The organism is Neorhizobium sp. 2083, from assembly GCF_031455615.1.
In the GTDB taxonomy this organism is placed as follows: Bacteria; Pseudomonadota; Alphaproteobacteria; order Rhizobiales; family Rhizobiaceae; genus Neorhizobium.
In genome coordinates this window covers 474,433-489,438 of record NZ_JAVDTC010000001.1, presented here as the reverse complement: position 1 = coordinate 489,438, position 15,006 = coordinate 474,433, and the positions used below count along the sequence as shown (strand labels likewise).

19 protein-coding genes are annotated in these 15,006 nt (G+C 63.7%); 12 read left to right on the top strand and 7 right to left on the bottom strand.

Annotation, left to right across the window (positions count from 1 at the left end):
- Positions 1 to 55: 55 nt before the first annotated feature.
- Positions 56 to 958, top strand: coding sequence for an EamA family transporter (locus J2X76_RS02515; RefSeq protein ID WP_310212763.1), 903 nt, complete (start codon positions 56 to 58; stop codon positions 956 to 958).
- A gap of 12 nt (positions 959 to 970) precedes the next feature.
- Here the strand turns inward: J2X76_RS02515 and J2X76_RS02510 are convergent, their stop codons facing one another.
- The gene (locus tag J2X76_RS02510; RefSeq protein ID WP_310212761.1) at positions 971 to 1,516 is read right to left on the bottom strand and encodes a MarR family transcriptional regulator; all 546 of its coding nucleotides are present in this window, start codon (positions 1,514 to 1,516) and stop codon (positions 971 to 973) included.
- Between the two features lie 92 nt (positions 1,517 to 1,608).
- Between J2X76_RS02510 and J2X76_RS02505 the strand changes: the two genes are divergently transcribed.
- Positions 1,609 to 2,583 carry a DMT family transporter gene (locus J2X76_RS02505; RefSeq protein ID WP_310212758.1) on the top strand — a complete coding sequence of 325 codons (975 nt, stop codon included), beginning with the start codon at positions 1,609 to 1,611 and terminating at the stop codon, positions 2,581 to 2,583.
- Positions 2,584 to 2,643: 60 nt separating this feature from the next.
- Here the strand turns inward: J2X76_RS02505 and J2X76_RS02500 are convergent, their stop codons facing one another.
- The gene (locus tag J2X76_RS02500) at positions 2,644 to 3,210 is read right to left on the bottom strand and encodes a helix-turn-helix domain-containing protein (protein ID WP_310212755.1); all 567 of its coding nucleotides are present in this window, start codon (positions 3,208 to 3,210) and stop codon (positions 2,644 to 2,646) included.
- 95 nt (positions 3,211 to 3,305) lie between these two features.
- Here J2X76_RS02500 and J2X76_RS02495 point away from each other — a divergent pair, with 95 nt between their 5' ends.
- Positions 3,306 to 4,232 carry an SDR family oxidoreductase gene (locus J2X76_RS02495; protein WP_310212752.1) on the top strand — a complete coding sequence of 309 codons (927 nt, stop codon included), beginning with the start codon at positions 3,306 to 3,308 and terminating at the stop codon, positions 4,230 to 4,232.
- Here J2X76_RS02495 and J2X76_RS02490 read toward each other — a convergent pair whose 3' ends face one another.
- Complete coding sequence (locus J2X76_RS02490; RefSeq protein ID WP_310212749.1) at positions 4,233 to 4,859, bottom strand: DUF1062 domain-containing protein; 627 nt, start codon at positions 4,857 to 4,859, stop codon at positions 4,233 to 4,235.
- A 405-nt stretch (positions 4,860 to 5,264) separates the two neighbouring features.
- On the opposite strand from J2X76_RS02490, the gene J2X76_RS02485 reads away from it, so the two are divergent.
- The 4 genes from J2X76_RS02485 (at position 5,265) to J2X76_RS02470 (ending at position 7,516) form a co-directional block, all read left to right on the top strand.
- Entirely contained in the window at positions 5,265 to 5,672 is a 408-nt protein-coding gene (locus tag J2X76_RS02485; protein WP_113131358.1) for a cupin domain-containing protein, read from the top strand.
- 108 nt (positions 5,673 to 5,780) lie between these two features.
- Positions 5,781 to 6,653, top strand: a complete 873-nt coding sequence (locus J2X76_RS02480; RefSeq protein WP_310212745.1) for an aldose 1-epimerase family protein — start codon at positions 5,781 to 5,783, stop codon at positions 6,651 to 6,653.
- Positions 6,654 to 6,670: 17 nt separating this feature from the next.
- On the top strand, positions 6,671 to 7,090 hold the full coding sequence (locus tag J2X76_RS02475; RefSeq protein ID WP_113131360.1) for a GFA family protein: 420 nt from the start codon (positions 6,671 to 6,673) through the stop codon (positions 7,088 to 7,090).
- 39 nt (positions 7,091 to 7,129) lie between these two features.
- The gene (locus J2X76_RS02470) at positions 7,130 to 7,516 is read left to right on the top strand and encodes a VOC family protein (protein WP_310212742.1); all 387 of its coding nucleotides are present in this window, start codon (positions 7,130 to 7,132) and stop codon (positions 7,514 to 7,516) included.
- A gap of 25 nt (positions 7,517 to 7,541) precedes the next feature.
- On the opposite strand, the gene J2X76_RS02465 is transcribed toward J2X76_RS02470, so the two are convergent.
- Positions 7,542 to 8,090, bottom strand: coding sequence for an alpha/beta hydrolase (locus J2X76_RS02465; protein WP_310212739.1), 549 nt, complete (start codon positions 8,088 to 8,090; stop codon positions 7,542 to 7,544).
- Between the two features lie 104 nt (positions 8,091 to 8,194).
- Here J2X76_RS02465 and J2X76_RS02460 point away from each other — a divergent pair, with 104 nt between their 5' ends.
- Positions 8,195 to 8,671, top strand: coding sequence for an Lrp/AsnC family transcriptional regulator (locus J2X76_RS02460; protein WP_113131366.1), 477 nt, complete (start codon positions 8,195 to 8,197; stop codon positions 8,669 to 8,671).
- Positions 8,672 to 8,818: 147 nt separating this feature from the next.
- Here the strand turns inward: J2X76_RS02460 and msrB are convergent, their stop codons facing one another.
- From msrB to J2X76_RS02445, 3 genes are all read right to left on the bottom strand, one after another.
- Complete coding sequence (gene msrB, locus J2X76_RS02455; RefSeq protein ID WP_113283768.1) at positions 8,819 to 9,229, bottom strand: peptide-methionine (R)-S-oxide reductase MsrB; 411 nt, start codon at positions 9,227 to 9,229, stop codon at positions 8,819 to 8,821.
- A 178-nt stretch (positions 9,230 to 9,407) separates the two neighbouring features.
- Positions 9,408 to 9,992: a flavodoxin family protein gene (locus J2X76_RS02450; RefSeq protein ID WP_310212734.1), complete on the bottom strand. Its 585-nt coding sequence runs from the start codon at positions 9,990 to 9,992 to the stop codon at positions 9,408 to 9,410.
- 105 nt (positions 9,993 to 10,097) lie between these two features.
- Entirely contained in the window at positions 10,098 to 10,445 is a 348-nt protein-coding gene (locus tag J2X76_RS02445; RefSeq protein WP_113131369.1) for a DoxX family protein, read from the bottom strand.
- A gap of 134 nt (positions 10,446 to 10,579) precedes the next feature.
- Here J2X76_RS02445 and J2X76_RS02440 point away from each other — a divergent pair, with 134 nt between their 5' ends.
- From J2X76_RS02440 to J2X76_RS02425, 4 genes are all read left to right on the top strand, one after another.
- Entirely contained in the window at positions 10,580 to 11,152 is a 573-nt protein-coding gene (locus tag J2X76_RS02440) for a TetR/AcrR family transcriptional regulator (protein WP_113283771.1), read from the top strand.
- Positions 11,153 to 11,436: 284 nt separating this feature from the next.
- Positions 11,437 to 13,782 (top strand): putative monovalent cation/H+ antiporter subunit A, encoded by a 2,346-nt coding sequence (locus J2X76_RS02435; RefSeq protein WP_310212730.1) that lies wholly within the window; start codon positions 11,437 to 11,439, stop codon positions 13,780 to 13,782.
- A 244-nt stretch (positions 13,783 to 14,026) separates the two neighbouring features.
- The gene (locus J2X76_RS02430) at positions 14,027 to 14,464 is read left to right on the top strand and encodes a Na+/H+ antiporter subunit B (protein ID WP_113283773.1); all 438 of its coding nucleotides are present in this window, start codon (positions 14,027 to 14,029) and stop codon (positions 14,462 to 14,464) included.
- The gene (locus J2X76_RS02425; RefSeq protein ID WP_310212726.1) at positions 14,464 to 14,841 is read left to right on the top strand and encodes a Na+/H+ antiporter subunit C; all 378 of its coding nucleotides are present in this window, start codon (positions 14,464 to 14,466) and stop codon (positions 14,839 to 14,841) included. Before J2X76_RS02430 ends, J2X76_RS02425 begins: the two co-directional genes overlap by 1 nt.
- The last annotated feature ends 165 nt before the right edge of the window (positions 14,842 to 15,006 follow it).

Genomic DNA, 15,006 nt, shown 5'->3' with positions numbered 1-15,006 from the left:
CGCCGCCTCGGCCTAGAACACCCGCATCGAAAAACGCGAAACCCAGGCCGATATCATGCCGAATACACCGAACGTGACAAAAGAACTGGCGCTGCTTCTGGCGCTCTCCACGCTCTGGGGGGCTTCCTACACGTTCATCAAGATCGGTGTCGAAACCATCCCGCCGGTGACGCTGATCGCGCTCCGGACCCTCATCGCCGGATTGGTGCTGCTTGGCGTCCTCCGTTGGCGAGCGCTAAAACTGCCGCGCGGCGGGGCCGTCTGGGCGCGTTTCCTGTTCCAGGCCTGCTTGAACAGCGCCATTCCCTTCACGCTGATCGCCTGGGCGGAACAATCGACCGATGCCGGACTTGCTGCGATCCTCAATTCCACCACGCCGATCTTCGCCTTCCTGATGACGGCGCTGATCACCCGCCACGAACCGGTGACGGCGCGAAAACTGTTCGGCGTCGGCGCCGGGCTTGTCGGCATCTGCATGGTGATCGGCGTGGAAGCCCTGTCGGGCCTCGGCAAGGGGCTGGTGCCGCAGCTGGCGATCGTGCTGGCGACGGTGTGTTATGCCGGTGCCGCAATCTTCGGCAAGAATTTCAGGGGTCTCGACCCGATCATGCCCGCCGCGGGTTCGCTCGTCTGCGGCGCCGCGCTGCTGATCCCCGCAAGCCTGATCGTCGATCGGCCCTGGACGCTCGCGCCCTCGCTGGGTTCGGTCCTTGCGCTGGTCGCGCTCTCGGTCTTTTCCACTGCACTCGCCTTCGTCATCTATTTCCGGCTGATGCAGACGCTCGGCTCGGTCGGGGCGACGTCGCAGGCCTATCTGCGGGTGCCGGTCGGTGTGGCGATCGGCGTTGTTTTCCTCGGCGAAAACCTGCATCCGAGCGCCTGGATCGGCCTCGTCTGCGTCATCGCGGGGGTTGCCGCCATGACCCTGCCGACGCGGCGGAAACTTGCGGCCGCATAATCCCGCCGGGCGTCAGTCTTCCGTCGGCTCTGCGGCCTCCTGCCGGGAAAGATGGGCCTCGACGGCGAGGTTCAGGTCCCGCAGCAGGTCCGCGAGTTGCGCCTTCTTTTCGGGATCGAACCCGGCGATCGCCCCCGCTTCCTTCGCCATGTCCAGCCGGAACGCCGCCTCCGCCCGCCCCATGCCTTCGTCGGTCAGCTGCACCGCCAGGCTGCGGCCGTCATGGTCGGAAGGGACGCGCTTGATCAGGCCGGCCTTTTCCAGCCGGCCCAGCCGATGGGTGAGGCTGCCGGAGGCGATCATCAGCGACCGGTAGAGCTCCGTGGGCGTCAGCCGATGGGGCGGCCCGGAGCGCAGCAGCGTGCCGATCACGTCGAATTCTCCGCGGTCCAGATTGAACGATGCGAATGTCGCCTCGATCGACGGCGTTACCAGCCGCGACAGCCGGTAGATGCGGCCGAGGACAGCCATCGGCCCCGTATCGAGATCCGGCAATTGTTTCGCCCACTGGGCCCGGGCCCGGTCGATATGATCCTGCGATTGCCGCTCGTCTGCCATTCCGATTCTCCGCCTTGCAGAAACTATCTTGACATGAAGATAAATCAGGCGCAAATATCTTCACATGAAGATAAATTGGTGAGGAAACGACCATGCCTTCGATCGCTGCCAGGAAGTCCCTTGAAATTCCGCTGATCGTGCAGATGCTTGCCTGTTCCTTCCTCTGGGGAGGGGCCTTCATTCTCCTCAAAGTCGCCGGCACGGCGCTGTCGCCGCTCGCTTTGACGGCGGTCAGAGGCCTGATGGGCGGCAGCCTGATTGCCGTCTGGATGATCGCAAGCGGCCACAACATTCTCCCGCGCGGCCGGGAGATCCGCGACTGGATCGTGCTCGGCTTCCTGCAGGGCGTCGTCCCGAACAGCCTGACCGCCTATGCACTGACCGAGATTTCGGCCGGCCTGACGTCGATGATCCAGGCCTCTACGCCGCTCATCGTCGCCATCCTGGCGCAGGCGCTGTTTGCGAGCGAAAAGCTGACGCCGAAGGTGGCGCTCGGCTTGGCGACCGGTTTCGCCGGCATGGTCCTTCTGATCGGCCCGGCGGCATTCGGTGCCGACAACGTCAGCCTGCGCGGCGTCGGCGCCGTGGCCATCGTCGCCGTCAGTTATGCGCTCGGCAATCTTTATGTGCGCGGCATAAAGGGCGCGCAGCCGATCCGCCTGGCGCTCGGCCAGCAGCTGTTTTCCGGCCTGCCGACCTTCGCGCTGGTGGCCTGGATCGGCGGGTTTTCGGCCTTCTCCCCGGTGCTCGACAAGTTGCCGGTCCTTCTCGTGCTCGGCGTGTTCGGCACCGCCCTGCCGATCGTCCTCTACATGAGCATCCTCAAGAAGGCCGGTCCGACGGTCGGTTCGATGAACGGTTATTTCCTGCCGCCCTGGACGATCGTCCTCGGCTTCCTGCTGCTGGGCGAGCCGGTCAGCCTGCGGGAAATCGTTGCGACCGCGATCGTGCTGGCCGGCGTGGCGATCGTCTCCCTGAAGACCGAAACCCTGTTCAAGGCCTTTGGCAGGCTGGGTACCCTTCGCCAGCGGAGCGGGGCGGAAACCGCCTGCACCGGCACTCCTTGAGCGCCTCGTAAAGACGTTTTTCTGAAGATCCCGCGTAAAGGTCCGGCAGCGCCCGGGCCTTTACGGTTTCCGCACCACGGCCGCCACCAGTTCTTCCAGGCTTTTGCGCACATGCGCCTCGACCAGCCCTGTGGGATTGAACGCCCACCACAGAAGGCAGCCCTGCCACTGCGAGGCCATCAGCATACCGATATTCTCCGGCGCGCCGGGCGTCGCCGCAAAGCAGGCGGTGATCGCGGCCGACAGAACCTCGCCCCAGGCCGAACCTCGGGCGCGCAGGCGCGGATCGCGAAAATCCTCGCGCAGCATCAGCAAACCCTCGGCATAGGCCTCTATGCCGCCATAATCCCCGGACAGCGAAACGAGGATATCGACGGCGCCCTGAGGCGTCTTCGGCGCCGCCGCGATTGCCGTTCCGGTCCTGGCATCCAGGTCGTCCCACGCAAACAGCAGCGCGGCGCGGGCGAGCTCTTCCTTGTTCCTGAAACGCTGGACCAGCGTCGAGCCGGAAAGACCGCACGCCGCCGCCAGCGAAGCGAAGGTCAGCGCTTCGGGACCTTTCTCGTGCATCATCTTCAGCGCCGCCGTCAGCACCTCGCTGTCCGGCATGGTTTTCGGTCGCGCCATCTTGTCTCTCGAATTATAAACGAATAAACGTTTATATATTGCCTCGATTCGAGAGTTAGTTCTAACCATACCGAACCGGAAGGGAAGGAGCCGTCATGTCACACGTGTGCAAAAAGCCGCTGGAAGGAAAAATCGCCCTGGTGGCGGGGGCCACGCGCGGTGCCGGACGGGGTATCGCGGTGGAGCTCGGGGCCGCCGGCGCCGCGGTCTACGTCACCGGACGGACGACGCGGCAGAAACAGTCGGAATACCGGAGGCCGGAGACGATCGAGGACACCGCCGACCTGGTGACGGAGGCCGGCGGCACCGGCATCGCGGTACCGCTCGATCACCTCGTGCCGGAGGATGTCGCGGCGCTTATCGAGCGCATCCGCGGCGAGCAGGGCCGGCTCGATATTCTGGTCAACGATATCTGGGGCGGCGAACATCTGTTCGAATGGGACAAGCCGGTCTGGGAGCATAATCTGGAAAACGGGTTGCGCATGCTGCGGCTGGCGCTCGACACCCATCTCATCACCGCCCATCACGCGCTGAAGCTGATGATCGAAAAGCCGGGCGGCCTGCTGGTCGAAGTCACCGACGGAACCGCCGAATACAATGCCGAACATTATCGGCTCTCGCCCTTCTACGACCTGTGCAAGACCGCGGTCACCCGGCTCGCCTGGGCGCATGGCAAGGACCTGGAGAAGCTGGGCGGCACCGCCGTCTCGATCACCCCCGGCTGGCTGCGCTCCGAGATGATGCTGGACATCTACAAGGTGAGCGAGGAGAACTGGCGGGACGCCCTCGTTGCCCAGCCGCATTTCTGCATTTCGGAAAGCCCGCGCTTTATCGGCCGGGCGGTGGCCGCGCTTGCCGCGGATCCGGACCGCGCACGCTGGAACGGCCGGTCGCTGTCGAGCGCCGGCCTTGCCAAGGTCTATGAATTCGACGATGTCGACGGGTCGCGGCCGGATTGCTGGCGCTACCTGAAAGAGGTGCAGGAGCAAGGCAAGCCGGCCGACGCCACCGGTTATCGCTGATCAGCCGCCCATCGCCGCCCGCCCGATCACAAGCCGTTCGGCCTCGTCGCGCAGGTCGAGCGTGATTTGGGTGCCGTCGCGCATGCCGCGTTTCAGCGCGTCCTTCCGCTCCGGCGTGACCCGGATCTCGCCCGCCTCGAAAAGCACCTGCAGCCGGCTGCGCGACAGCGGCAGTTCCGCCGAAAGCAGCCGGTCGAGCCGCTGGCCGGCGGGGTGGGGGAGGGCGAGCGTGATCGCGATCCGCCGCCAGTCCGTATCGCAGCGCAGGACCTTTTTGCGGATGTCGATATCGTCGCTTTCCTCGATGCGGCTCGCCCGGGCTTTGAGCGCCTGCAGGTCGAATTCGATCCGGGAAACCGCATCCGGCGCGCTCGCCTGCATCGCTTCGAGCAAAGCCGGGTCGATCGCCCGGATGGCCTGCCGCTCGAAGACCGGCCGGTTCCAGGTGCCGTCGCAGTCGATGCATTTGTAGATGAGCCAGGCATCGAGCCTTTTGCCATTGGCATTGAGGCGGATGCGGCCGCTGGAGCGGAACGGTTTCGATATTCCGCAGCCGCTGCAGGCTAGGATCGGCCGGGGTGGAGTTTTAAGTGTTGCTGTCCATTCGAGATGGAGGATGTCGCACATGCCGTTTTGATCTTCCGGTCAGGAAGTTCATGCGGGAACGGCATTCAAGAAGCCCTTTTCGGGCGCGCACGGTGTGGCGAAGGTCCGGACTGTGGGAAGGAGCGTCGGAGGTCGTCGGACGGTTCAGGGCGGCCTAAGGCCGCACTGGCACGATCAATGCCAAACCGGTCTCAAGCCGCCACCCCGATGAACAGTGTTTCCCACGCGGGCAAGCGTCATCGCTCGTCCAGCATGGGAGGGTGAACCTGTCGAGACCGGGGATTACTTAGGCAAACTGAACCTCAAAGGCCGACGCTCTTCGACCGCAAGCCATAAACGTGCCGATGGGGAAGTCAAGATTTTTGGGCGCCGCGCCCGTTCCGGCCTATATAAGGACGCGAACAGTCGAACAGCGAGGATCAAACGATGGATATCAAACGCAGCGGATCGCAGCCTTCGCGCTCGCCGGACCAGTATTTCACCGGCACCGTCCGGCTGGATCCGTTGGTCGAGGCGCCGGAACCGGCCCGGGTCCGCGCCCTTGCCGTCACCTTCGAACCCGGCGCCCGCACCGACTGGCACACCCATCCGCTCGGCCAGACGCTGATCGTCACGGCCGGTTCCGGCCTGGCCCAGGTCTGGGGCGAGCCGGTCCGGGCGATCCGCCCCGGCGACGTGATCTGGTTCCCACCCGGCGAAAAACACTGGCACGGCGCGTCGGCGACCACCGCCATGACCCATATCGCCATCCAGGAAGCCCTGAACGGTACGACGGCGGAGTGGCTTGGGCCGGTGACGGATCAGCAATATTCGAGCGAAGTCGCGCAGGACTGAGGTCGGGCGGTTTAAATTTCCGGTATCGGGGACCTGGACCGCGCTTTGGTCATCGAATGGCAATCCTTGTGACGGAAGCTTGGGATCGTTCAGCCGCAAGGAGCCGCCATGCCCAGCCAGACCCGCATTTCCAACCAGTACCTGACCGTCGAGATTTCCTCGCTCGGTTCCGAGATGCAGGCGCTGACGGCGGCGGACGGCCGCTCGTATCTCTGGAACGGCGATGCCGCCTTCTGGAACGGCCGCTCGCCGGTTCTCTTCCCGATGGTCGGCAAGGCGCCCGACAACCGCATCAGCGTCGAAGGCAAACCCTATGAGATGGGCCAGCATGGTTTCGCTCGCCGCAGCGAATTCACGCTTGCCTCGTCGAGTGGGACCGCGTGCCGTTACGAGCTTGCCACCTCGGATGCGACGCGCGCCGTCTATCCGTTCGAATTCCTGCTGGCCGTGGAGCACTCGCTCGATGGCCGGACACTGACGGTCGCGGCGGAAGTCGAAAACCGCGACGAAAAACCGATGCCCTTCGGCCTCGGTTTCCACCCGGCCTTCCTCTGGCCGATCCCGGGCGCGGCTGCCACCGCAGCCCACACCGTCACCCTCGACAACGGCGCCGAACCGGCTTTGACGCGGCTCGAAGGCGGGCTGGTGAAACCGGAGAAATTGCCGTCCCCGTTCAAGGCGGGCAGCCTGACGCTCGATCATTCCATGTTCGAGGCCGATGCGATGATCTTCCCGGAAGGTGCCGGCGAGGGTTTGACCTATGCGGCCGAGGGCGGCCCCGCCCTGAAATTCTCCTTCGAGAACCTGCCCAACCTGGCGCTCTGGCAAAAGCCCGGCGCGCCCTTCATCTGCATCGAGCCCTGGCATGGTACCGCCGCCGAACTCGGCGGTTCGGACGATATCGCCAGGCGCCCCCATGGCGTCATGCTTCAGCCCGGCAAAACGGCCCGCTTCGCCTTCACGGCGGAACTGCCGGCGTAGCCAACCGAGGTGTTCCCATGTCGTCCCGCATAGCCACCTGTTCCTGCGGCCAGTTGTCGATCGAGGTCGAAGGGGAACCGCTCGGCGTCGGCGTCTGTCATTGTTTCGCCTGTCAGCGCCGCACCGGCAGCGTCTTTGCGGCACTTGCCGGTTTTGCTCCGGACTACAAGGTCTGTGGCAAGGCGAGCGAATATGTCCGCACCGGGGATCAGGGCGCGAAATTCAGGTTCCGCTTCTGCCCCGTCTGCGGCACCAATCTCTATCATACGGAAGAGGGCGCCGAGCGGCATTTCGTGGCCGTCGCGGTCGGCGCCTTCGCCGATCCGGGCTTCCCGGCCCCGCAGGATTCGGTCTATGATTGCCGCAGGCATTCGTGGGTGCAGCTGCCGCCCGGGATCATCGTCTACGAGAAGGACCCGCCGGGGGACCCGACCTGACCTTCAGGCGATCCCTGCGAGTGCCGTTGGAGGGAGACCATGGCCGCTTCGCTTCGCATAAACCACCTGTCGATCATGGTCCGCGACTTGCGCCGCAGCGCCGATTTCTACCGGCAGGTCCTGCGCCTGCCGGAAATCGAGTGCAAGGTCGGCAAACCGAACATCCGCTGGTTCGGCATCGGCGACGGCCAGTCCATCCACCTGATCGAGGGCGATTTCGGCGCCACCTACGTCACCATGTCGACGCATCTGTGCATCGCCGTCACCGATCTCGACGGCACCGTCGCCCATATCGCCGCAACCGGCACCAGATACAGCGATCTCGCGAGAAACGAGGGCAGGATCCATGTCCGCCGCGACGGCGTGCGCTCGATCTACCTGCAGGATCCGGACGGCTACCGGCTCGAGATCAGCGACGATTACTGAACCGCGTGACAAAAGCATCGACGCCTCAGGCATTCTCACCCCGGATCCGGCTTTCGAAGCTCTTCAGAAGTACGCGGCCTTCTCGCCACTCGCCCAAGCCGCTTTGACCGTTGATATGGCCCGCCGCGCCGATCACGGCCAGTTCGCTACCCCATTGCGCCGCCCGCCTTTCGACATATGACGTGGAACCGTAGGGATCGTCGGTGCTGGCGACGATCAACGAAGGGAAGCGAAGCCGCTTCTGCGGAACCATGCCGAAGCCCGCTGCCTGAACCGGAAATGCCGTCGACGAAGGGTCGGGAACGGCGACGAGAAACGCGCCCGCGACCGGCAGGGAGGTTGCCGCGCTCCAATGGGCGACGAGCAGGCAGGCAAGGCTATGGGCCACGAGAATGGGCGGCGCTTCCGCTTCCCGCACGCTTGCCTCCAGCGCGGCGATCCAATCGGCCAGATCGGGTTGGTCCCAGCTTGCGGGAGAGAAACGGCGGATGGCCGGATCGGCCGCCTCCCAGCGGCTTTGCCAGTGAGCGTCTCCCGAATTGCCGATGCCTGGCAGATGAATGAAACCGGTCATGCTTTATCCCTTCGTTGAAATCGCCCGACCATCGCGATTTACAATCCTGAAGGGAATTGGCATTCATCGGAAAGAGAGAGCAAATTCCGATAGATTGAAGGCCGATGGCAAAGAACTCCGATTTGCACCCCAATCTGGATCCGACCGACATCGCCATGATCGAGATTCTCCAGGACGACGGCCGCATCAGCGTTTCGGAACTGGGCAGGAAGGTCGGGCTTTCGCAGCCTGCCACCTCCGAACGGCTGAAACGGCTTGAGGACCGTGGCATCATCAAGGCCTATCAAGCCGTCGTCGATCCGGCCTCCGTCGGGCTTGGCATGATGGCGATCATCCGGCTGCGCACGACGCACGAGCACATAAAGGCCTGCCTGAAACTGTTTGCGGAGATGCCGCAGGTCATCGAGGCGCTGAGACTGACCGGAGAAGATTGCTTTCATCTGAAGGTTATCGTGCCCTCGCCAGCCCATCTGGAGGGCATCGTCGATGCGATCGCCCGCTACGGCTCCGTCACCACGGCAATTGTCTTGCGCAGCGAAGAGCCAAAACGCATCGGGCGTGAACTGATCGGCAGGAATTAGCGGGCAAAGCCGCGATTTTTTCGGCGCGACCGGGGTCATTGAAGAGCCGGTAAGGTCGGTCGCAGCCTGCCGATCGCAATCACGCGACCGGCCGGCTGCGACAGGACCATCCGCATTGCCAGCGGCGAGCTGGCGGGCGGCTCACCTTTATTTCATCGCCTCGAAATCCATCGCATGACCGTTGATGCAGTAGCGCAGGCCGGTCGGCGGCGGGCCATCGGGGAAGACGTGGCCAAGATGGCCGCCGCAATTGCTGCAGCGGACTTCGGTGCGCACCATGCCGTGCGAGGTGTCGCGGATTTCGGTGATTGCCTCCGGGTTGACCGCCTCGAAATAGCTCGGCCAGCCGCAGCCGGAATCGAACTTGGTGTCGGAGACAAAAAGCGGCTCGTGGCAGGCGGCGCAGCTGTAGAGCCCCTTTTCATGGCTGTTCCAGAAAGGCCCGGTAAAGGCGCGCTCGGTACCGGCCTGGCGCAGGATCCGGTATTGCTCGGGCGTCAAGAGCTCGCGCCATTCCTGATCGGTCTTCTGGATTTTCGGGGTGACGACATCGGACATCGCAAGGTTCCTTTCGTTTTCCCCATAGATAGGCATTGGGGCGGCGAAGGAAAAGTCTGCGACTGGCGAGCGGATGCGGCCATAACCGTTTCCGGCTCGAAGCGGTCATTCAGGCCAGGAACCCAAGCCTTCCGCGCCATGACGCGGAAGGCCGTTATTGGATTTACTACAATCCATATCACACCCGTTCGGTTGATTTGTGCTGTCGAGCGACGCCCGCCACTCGCGCCCCGTAGAGACGTGCGGTTTCAAGGTCACCGACAGACATTTCCTCTGGTGCCGCGTCGGCATCCGACTGTGCCATCGGGCCGATGTATGAACCCATTCGATTTGCATCATCTCGCAACGACGACTTCAGGTTCGCTGGCTTGATACCCAGACTTACCCATAGGCCACCGTGCTGCCCCGCAAGAAGAGCGAAATATTGCAGCGTGTTCAGTTTGTCGCCGTTCAGGCTGGCGCTGTTGGTAAAGCCGCCGAAAACCTTGTCCTGCCATTTTGCGGAAAACCAAGGCTTCGAGGATGCGTCGGCGAACTTCTTAAACTGCCAGCTCGGTCCGCCCATATAGGTCGGCGCGCCGAAGATGATGGCGTCAGCGGCATCGAGCGCCGCCCATCCGGCTTCGGAAAGGTTGCCCTCCGCATCGATAGCATGGAGCGTCGCTCCGGCTCCTTCGGCGACGGCCTCCGCCATGCGGTGAGTATGGCCGTAGCCGGAATGGTAAATGACGACGGTGTCTGAGGATGGATTGAATGTGGTCATAATAGGCTCCTTGTGCCGTGGTCTTGCGCCTCGCATCTGGAATGCGCGGTTCAAAGCAAAGCTCGGTGATTCTGGTGGGTGAGACTGGCCCGTGTCCCGTCGAAGCTACGAGAACTGGACGAATGCAGCGATCAGCAACAGCAGCAGGAATGCGGCTGGCGGCAGGATGTGGGGGAAGTCACGCGCTCGGACGACAGCGACGATCGCGGCCACCATGATGCACCCCCCGAGCGCCACGCCAACCGTGAATGTCGGGCGCAGGACAAGAAGGACGGCCGTTGTGAATTCAAGCAGCGCAGTGACCCAGCACCACCACCATGGAAATCCGTAACGGACGAATTCTTCGCGGATTGGCTTGCGAGCGGTAGCGTTGACGACGCTGCCGAAGAGAAACGCGGCAGCCACGGCAAGCGTCGCGGCATTGGCCAGCGAGAACGGTATCAGGTTCGACATTCAGAAACCTCAACGGTGCAATCGCCCCAATGACGATAGCATTGAACTTAAATCTAGCATCGCTAGATTGTCAACCGTTGCAATAAATAATCTTGGACGCTAGTGTTGCCCGATAGCAGACCGAAGGCGCAAGTATGGGTATCAACGAACGCAAAGAGCGGGAACGGGCTGAGCGGGAGCTGCGGATCATAGCTGCGGCAAGAATGCTTGCCGAACGGGATGGCTGGGCTTCGGTCACCGTCCGACGCCTTGCGCAGGAGATCGAGTACAGTCAGCCCGTCCTGTATGCCCATTTCGAAAATCGCGACGCGATCGTCGGGGCGGTCGCGCTTGAGGGGTTCGGAGAACTTGGGCCGATGTTGCGGGCGTCGGTCCGCCGAGATGCCAGTCCGGCAGAGGCTATCGAAGACGTTGCCACGGCTTACCTTGAATTCGCATTCGAAAGGCCGGCTCTTTACGAAGCCATGTTCGTTCTGCCGAGCGGCCTTCGGTTCGCGAAGTCCGACACGCCGCAGGTGCTGCGTGACACGTTCGGAGCTATGATGGCGGTCGTTGAGCCGTTTTGCGCCGACCCTGAAATCACGACCGAAACTTTTTGGGCTGCTTTACACGGATTGGCAGAGCTTGAGCGCCATGGCCGCATCAGAGCTGCGTTCCGAGGCGAGCGGGTAAGGCGTATCGTCGGGATGTTTGCGATTGCGAATTGATCCACCCGCACGGCGCCGGGGCGCAGAGGCCGACGCGAGAGATGTCAATTGCAGCAGCATCGCCAGTGTCAATGAATTCCGGGAAACTCGTGCCTCGTGCTCTGTCCGCTTACGGAGCGAAGCTGCCTCTCTAAGCATCGACGGCACTCGCTCCCAAATTTCCAAAAATTGGCGTTTCTGTGTGTTTCGTCCGGTTCTGCTTGAGGCGGGGGGATGTTTCCCATAAAAAGCCATTTCCTTCCGAACGGTCGGGCGGTTTGGGGCTTCTGGAGCAGGGAGATGACATGGCTGCCAATGCGCCGGCATTGACGTTCTTGGCGTTGTTCCTTCCCCTCGTCGCGGCGGTTTTCGCTCCCTTCGTCACCCGTCTTCTGGGCGACAGGGCAGCCTTCGTCCTGGCGCTCGCCCCTGCGCTCGCCTTCTTGCATTTCTGCACCTTCCTGCCCGAGATCGCCGCCGGCGAGGTGGTGACCGGCGGTTATGCCTGGGCGCCGAGCTTCAACCTCTCCTTCTCCTGGTTCCTCGACGGCCTGTCGCTGACCTTCGCATTGCTGATCACTGGCATCGGCACGCTGATCGTCGTCTATTCCGGCGGCTACATGAAGGGCCATGAGGGGCAGGGGCGGTTTCTCTCCTTCATGCTCGCCTTCATGGGCGCCATGCTCGGCCTCGTCGTGTCCGACAGCTTTCTGATGCTGTTCGTTTATTGGGAACTGACCTCGATCACCTCCTTCCTGCTGATCGGCTTCGATCACGAGCGGGAGGCGGCAAGGCGCGCTGCGCTGCAGGCGCTGGTGGTGACCGGCGGGGGAGGGCTGTGCCTGCTCGCCGGTCTGGTTTTTCTCTGGAACATCACCGGCGTCACCCAGCTTTCGCTGCTCGTGCATCTCGGCGACGGGCTGCGCCAGAGCCCGTTCTATCTCGCCACCCTTCTTCTGGTGCTCGGCGGCGCCTTCACCAAGTCGGCGCAGTTTCCGTTCCATTTCTGGCTGCCCAACGCCATGGAGGCGCCGACACCGGTCTCGGCCTACCTGCATTCGGCGACCATGGTGAAGGCCGGCATCTATCTCCTGATGCGGCTGAACCCGGTCATGGGCCATACCCCCGCCTGGGAAATCCTGCTGCCCTTCTTCGGCGGCATCACCCTGATTGCCGGCAGTTTTCTCGCCGTCCGCCAGACCGACCTGAAGCTGATGCTCGCCTATACGACCATGGCCTCGCTCGGCCTGCTCACCATGCTGACCGGCTTCGGCTCGGCCCATGCGGTCGAGGCGGCGGTGCTTTATCTCGTCGCCCATTCGCTGTTCAAGGGCGCGCTGTTCATGGTCGCCGGCACGGTGGACCATGAGGCGGGCACCCGCGACCTCACCAGGCTCGGGGGCCTGCGGGCCGCCATGCCGGTCACCTTCGGCGTTGCCCTTTTGGCGGCGCTCTCGATGGGCGGCCTGCCGCTGTTCTTCGGTTTCCTCGCCAAGGAAGAGATCTACGCAGCGCTCGCCGCCGGCAATCCCCGCGCCGTGTTCTTCACCGGCCTTGCGGTGATCGGCAACGCGCTGATGTTCGCAGCCGCCTTCGCCATCGCCCTGAAACCCTTCCTCGGTCCCCGTGTCGAGACGCCGAAACATGCCCATGAGGGGCCGGTGACGCTCTGGCTCGGTCCGGCGGTTCTTTCGGTGCTCGGCCTGCTCGCCGCGCTGTTTTCCGGCACCGCGCACCGCTACGTCTCCTCGCCGATGGCAAGCGCGATCACCGACCAGAAGATCGTCATCAACATTTCCACCGTACCGCATCTCGGATTGCCGCTGCTCCTGTCGCTCGTCACCGTCCTGTTCGGCGCGCTCGCCTTCTGGCGGTTGGACGGGCTTCGGGCGTTCATGGCGCGGGCGTTGGAAAGCCTCGGCCCCGGGCCGGATCGCGGCTTCGATCATTTCGTCTCGGGCCTGGTGCGGTTTTCCGCCGCCGTCACCCGCCTGGTCCAGCCCGGCCGGCTCGAGATCTACATCACCGCGACCTTCATCCTGCTCGCCGTGACGCTGCTGGTGCCGCCCTTCGCCTTCGGCGAACTGCCGGTCATGCCCGCCTGGCCCGAGCGTATCCTTGTCCAGGAGGCCGCGTTCTTCCTTATCGCGGTCATCGGCCTCGTCGCCGTGCTGCGCGCAAGGGACAGGCTGACGGCGATCGTCTCGCTCGGCATCCAGGGTTTTGCCGTCGCGGTCATCTTCCTGCTGTTCGGGGCGCCGGACCTGTCGTTCACGCAGTTCATGGTGGAAACGCTGTCGGTGGTCATCCTGGCGCTGGTGATGACGCGGCTGCGGCTCTCGCCCCGCGATCACCGGCCTCTGGGGCAGAAACTTTTCGACGGAACGATCGCGACCGCCTGCGGCCTCGGTTTCACGCTTCTGCTCCTGAAATCGACTGAAGCGCCGTTCGACACCCTGCTCACCGATTTCTTCAACACCTATTCGAAAACCGTCGCCCACGGCGCCAATGTGGTCAACGTCATCATCGTCGACTTCCGCGGCACCGATACGCTGGGCGAGATCGCGGTGGTGATGGTCACAGGGCTTGCGGTCCTGGCGCTGATCAGGGTGCGGGCGGGCAGACGCGCCGGTTCGGGGGAGGGGCAATGATGGCCTTCGCCCCGGTTTACCCCCCTCTGCCCTGCCGGGCATCTCCTCCTCAAGGGGAGAGATCGGCTGGGCGTCCGCTCATCGCTTCCAGTTCAATGTCGCCTTCCGCACGACATTTTTGGGTAAACGGGGATCGTGCCGCTTGTGATCTCCCCCGGGGGCTCGCGAGGTTCGGCCGGCAAGGGGAGCGGGCCTTGTTCAACCTACAAGAGGCGGTGGCAACCAACGTGCGAGGTGCTCACCCATGAACACCCTCATCCTGCGCACCGTCGCTCCCTTCCTCACCGCGCTGATGCTGCTGTTTTCCGTCTTCGTGCTGCTGCGCGGCCATAACGAGCCCGGCGGCGGGTTTATCGGCGGGCTGATCGCGGCCTCGGCGCTGGCGATCTACGGCATCGCCTTCGGTGTGCCCTCGGTGCGGCGGGCGATCCGCTTCCATCCGATGGCGATCGCCGGCTTCGGCCTGCTGCTCGCCACCCTCTCCGGCCTGATCTCGATTCTGTCAGGCGTGCCGTTCATGACCGGGCTCTGGGTCTATCCCGTCGTCTTCGAGGTCGAGGTGCCGCTCTCGACGGTGATGTCCTTCGATATCGGCGTCTATCTGGTCGTGGTCGGCGCTATCACCTCGATCGCGCTGGCGCTCGAGCAGGATGAGGGCCCCGGAACAGAGAGGGAAGGCTGATGGAGACGCTGTTTTCGATCCTGATCGGCCTGTTCTTCACGGCTGCGATCTATCTCCTTCTGTCGAAACACTCGGTGCGCATCCTGCTCGGCGTGGCGCTGCTCGGCAATGCGGTCAACCTGCTGCTGTTCACCACCGGCAGGCTCACCCGCGAAGTGCCGCCGATCATCCCGGCCGGCATGGATACGCTGCCGTCCGGCGCCGCCAATCCGCTGCCGCAGGCGCTGATCCTGACGGCGATCGTCATCTCGTTCTCCTTCTTCGCCTTCCTTCTGGTGCTGACCTACCGCGCCTATCAGGAACTCGGCACCGACGACACAGACGAGATGCGGCTGGCCGAACCGCGGGACGAACCGCGTCCGCCCGTGGGGTATTGAGGGGATGGTGTTGCATTTTCCGCCGGATACCCATGTCTGCCCTGTCCGCTATCGAGGCCGCGGCATCGCTGTGGGGTACGGAACCCGCGGCACCCCCCTCTGCCCTGCCGGGCATCTCCCCCTCAAGGGGGGAGATCGGCCAGAGGCCGGCTCACCGCTTCCTGT

Excerpts from the sequence above, each read along its gene's own strand:
- J2X76_RS02515 (WP_310212763.1), top strand. The coding sequence starts at position 56 with ATGCCGAATACACCGAACGTGACAAAAGAACTGGCGCTGCTTCTGGCG.
- J2X76_RS02510 (WP_310212761.1), bottom strand. The coding sequence starts at position 1,516 with ATGGCAGACGAGCGGCAATCGCAGGATCATATCGACCGGGCCCGGGCC.
- J2X76_RS02505 (WP_310212758.1), top strand. The coding sequence starts at position 1,609 with ATGCCTTCGATCGCTGCCAGGAAGTCCCTTGAAATTCCGCTGATCGTG.
- J2X76_RS02500 (WP_310212755.1), bottom strand. The coding sequence starts at position 3,210 with ATGGCGCGACCGAAAACCATGCCGGACAGCGAGGTGCTGACGGCGGCG.
- J2X76_RS02495 (WP_310212752.1), top strand. The coding sequence starts at position 3,306 with ATGTCACACGTGTGCAAAAAGCCGCTGGAAGGAAAAATCGCCCTGGTG.
- J2X76_RS02490 (WP_310212749.1), bottom strand. The coding sequence starts at position 4,859 with ATGTGCGACATCCTCCATCTCGAATGGACAGCAACACTTAAAACTCCA.
- J2X76_RS02485 (WP_113131358.1), top strand. The coding sequence starts at position 5,265 with ATGGATATCAAACGCAGCGGATCGCAGCCTTCGCGCTCGCCGGACCAG.
- J2X76_RS02480 (WP_310212745.1), top strand. The coding sequence starts at position 5,781 with ATGCCCAGCCAGACCCGCATTTCCAACCAGTACCTGACCGTCGAGATT.
- J2X76_RS02475 (WP_113131360.1), top strand. The coding sequence starts at position 6,671 with ATGTCGTCCCGCATAGCCACCTGTTCCTGCGGCCAGTTGTCGATCGAG.
- J2X76_RS02470 (WP_310212742.1), top strand. The coding sequence starts at position 7,130 with ATGGCCGCTTCGCTTCGCATAAACCACCTGTCGATCATGGTCCGCGAC.
- J2X76_RS02465 (WP_310212739.1), bottom strand. The coding sequence starts at position 8,090 with ATGACCGGTTTCATTCATCTGCCAGGCATCGGCAATTCGGGAGACGCT.
- J2X76_RS02460 (WP_113131366.1), top strand. The coding sequence starts at position 8,195 with ATGGCAAAGAACTCCGATTTGCACCCCAATCTGGATCCGACCGACATC.
- msrB (WP_113283768.1), bottom strand. The coding sequence starts at position 9,229 with ATGTCCGATGTCGTCACCCCGAAAATCCAGAAGACCGATCAGGAATGG.
- J2X76_RS02450 (WP_310212734.1), bottom strand. The coding sequence starts at position 9,992 with ATGACCACATTCAATCCATCCTCAGACACCGTCGTCATTTACCATTCC.
- J2X76_RS02445 (WP_113131369.1), bottom strand. The coding sequence starts at position 10,445 with ATGTCGAACCTGATACCGTTCTCGCTGGCCAATGCCGCGACGCTTGCC.
- J2X76_RS02440 (WP_113283771.1), top strand. The coding sequence starts at position 10,580 with ATGGGTATCAACGAACGCAAAGAGCGGGAACGGGCTGAGCGGGAGCTG.
- J2X76_RS02435 (WP_310212730.1), top strand. The coding sequence starts at position 11,437 with ATGGCTGCCAATGCGCCGGCATTGACGTTCTTGGCGTTGTTCCTTCCC.
- J2X76_RS02430 (WP_113283773.1), top strand. The coding sequence starts at position 14,027 with ATGAACACCCTCATCCTGCGCACCGTCGCTCCCTTCCTCACCGCGCTG.
- J2X76_RS02425 (WP_310212726.1), top strand. The coding sequence starts at position 14,464 with ATGGAGACGCTGTTTTCGATCCTGATCGGCCTGTTCTTCACGGCTGCG.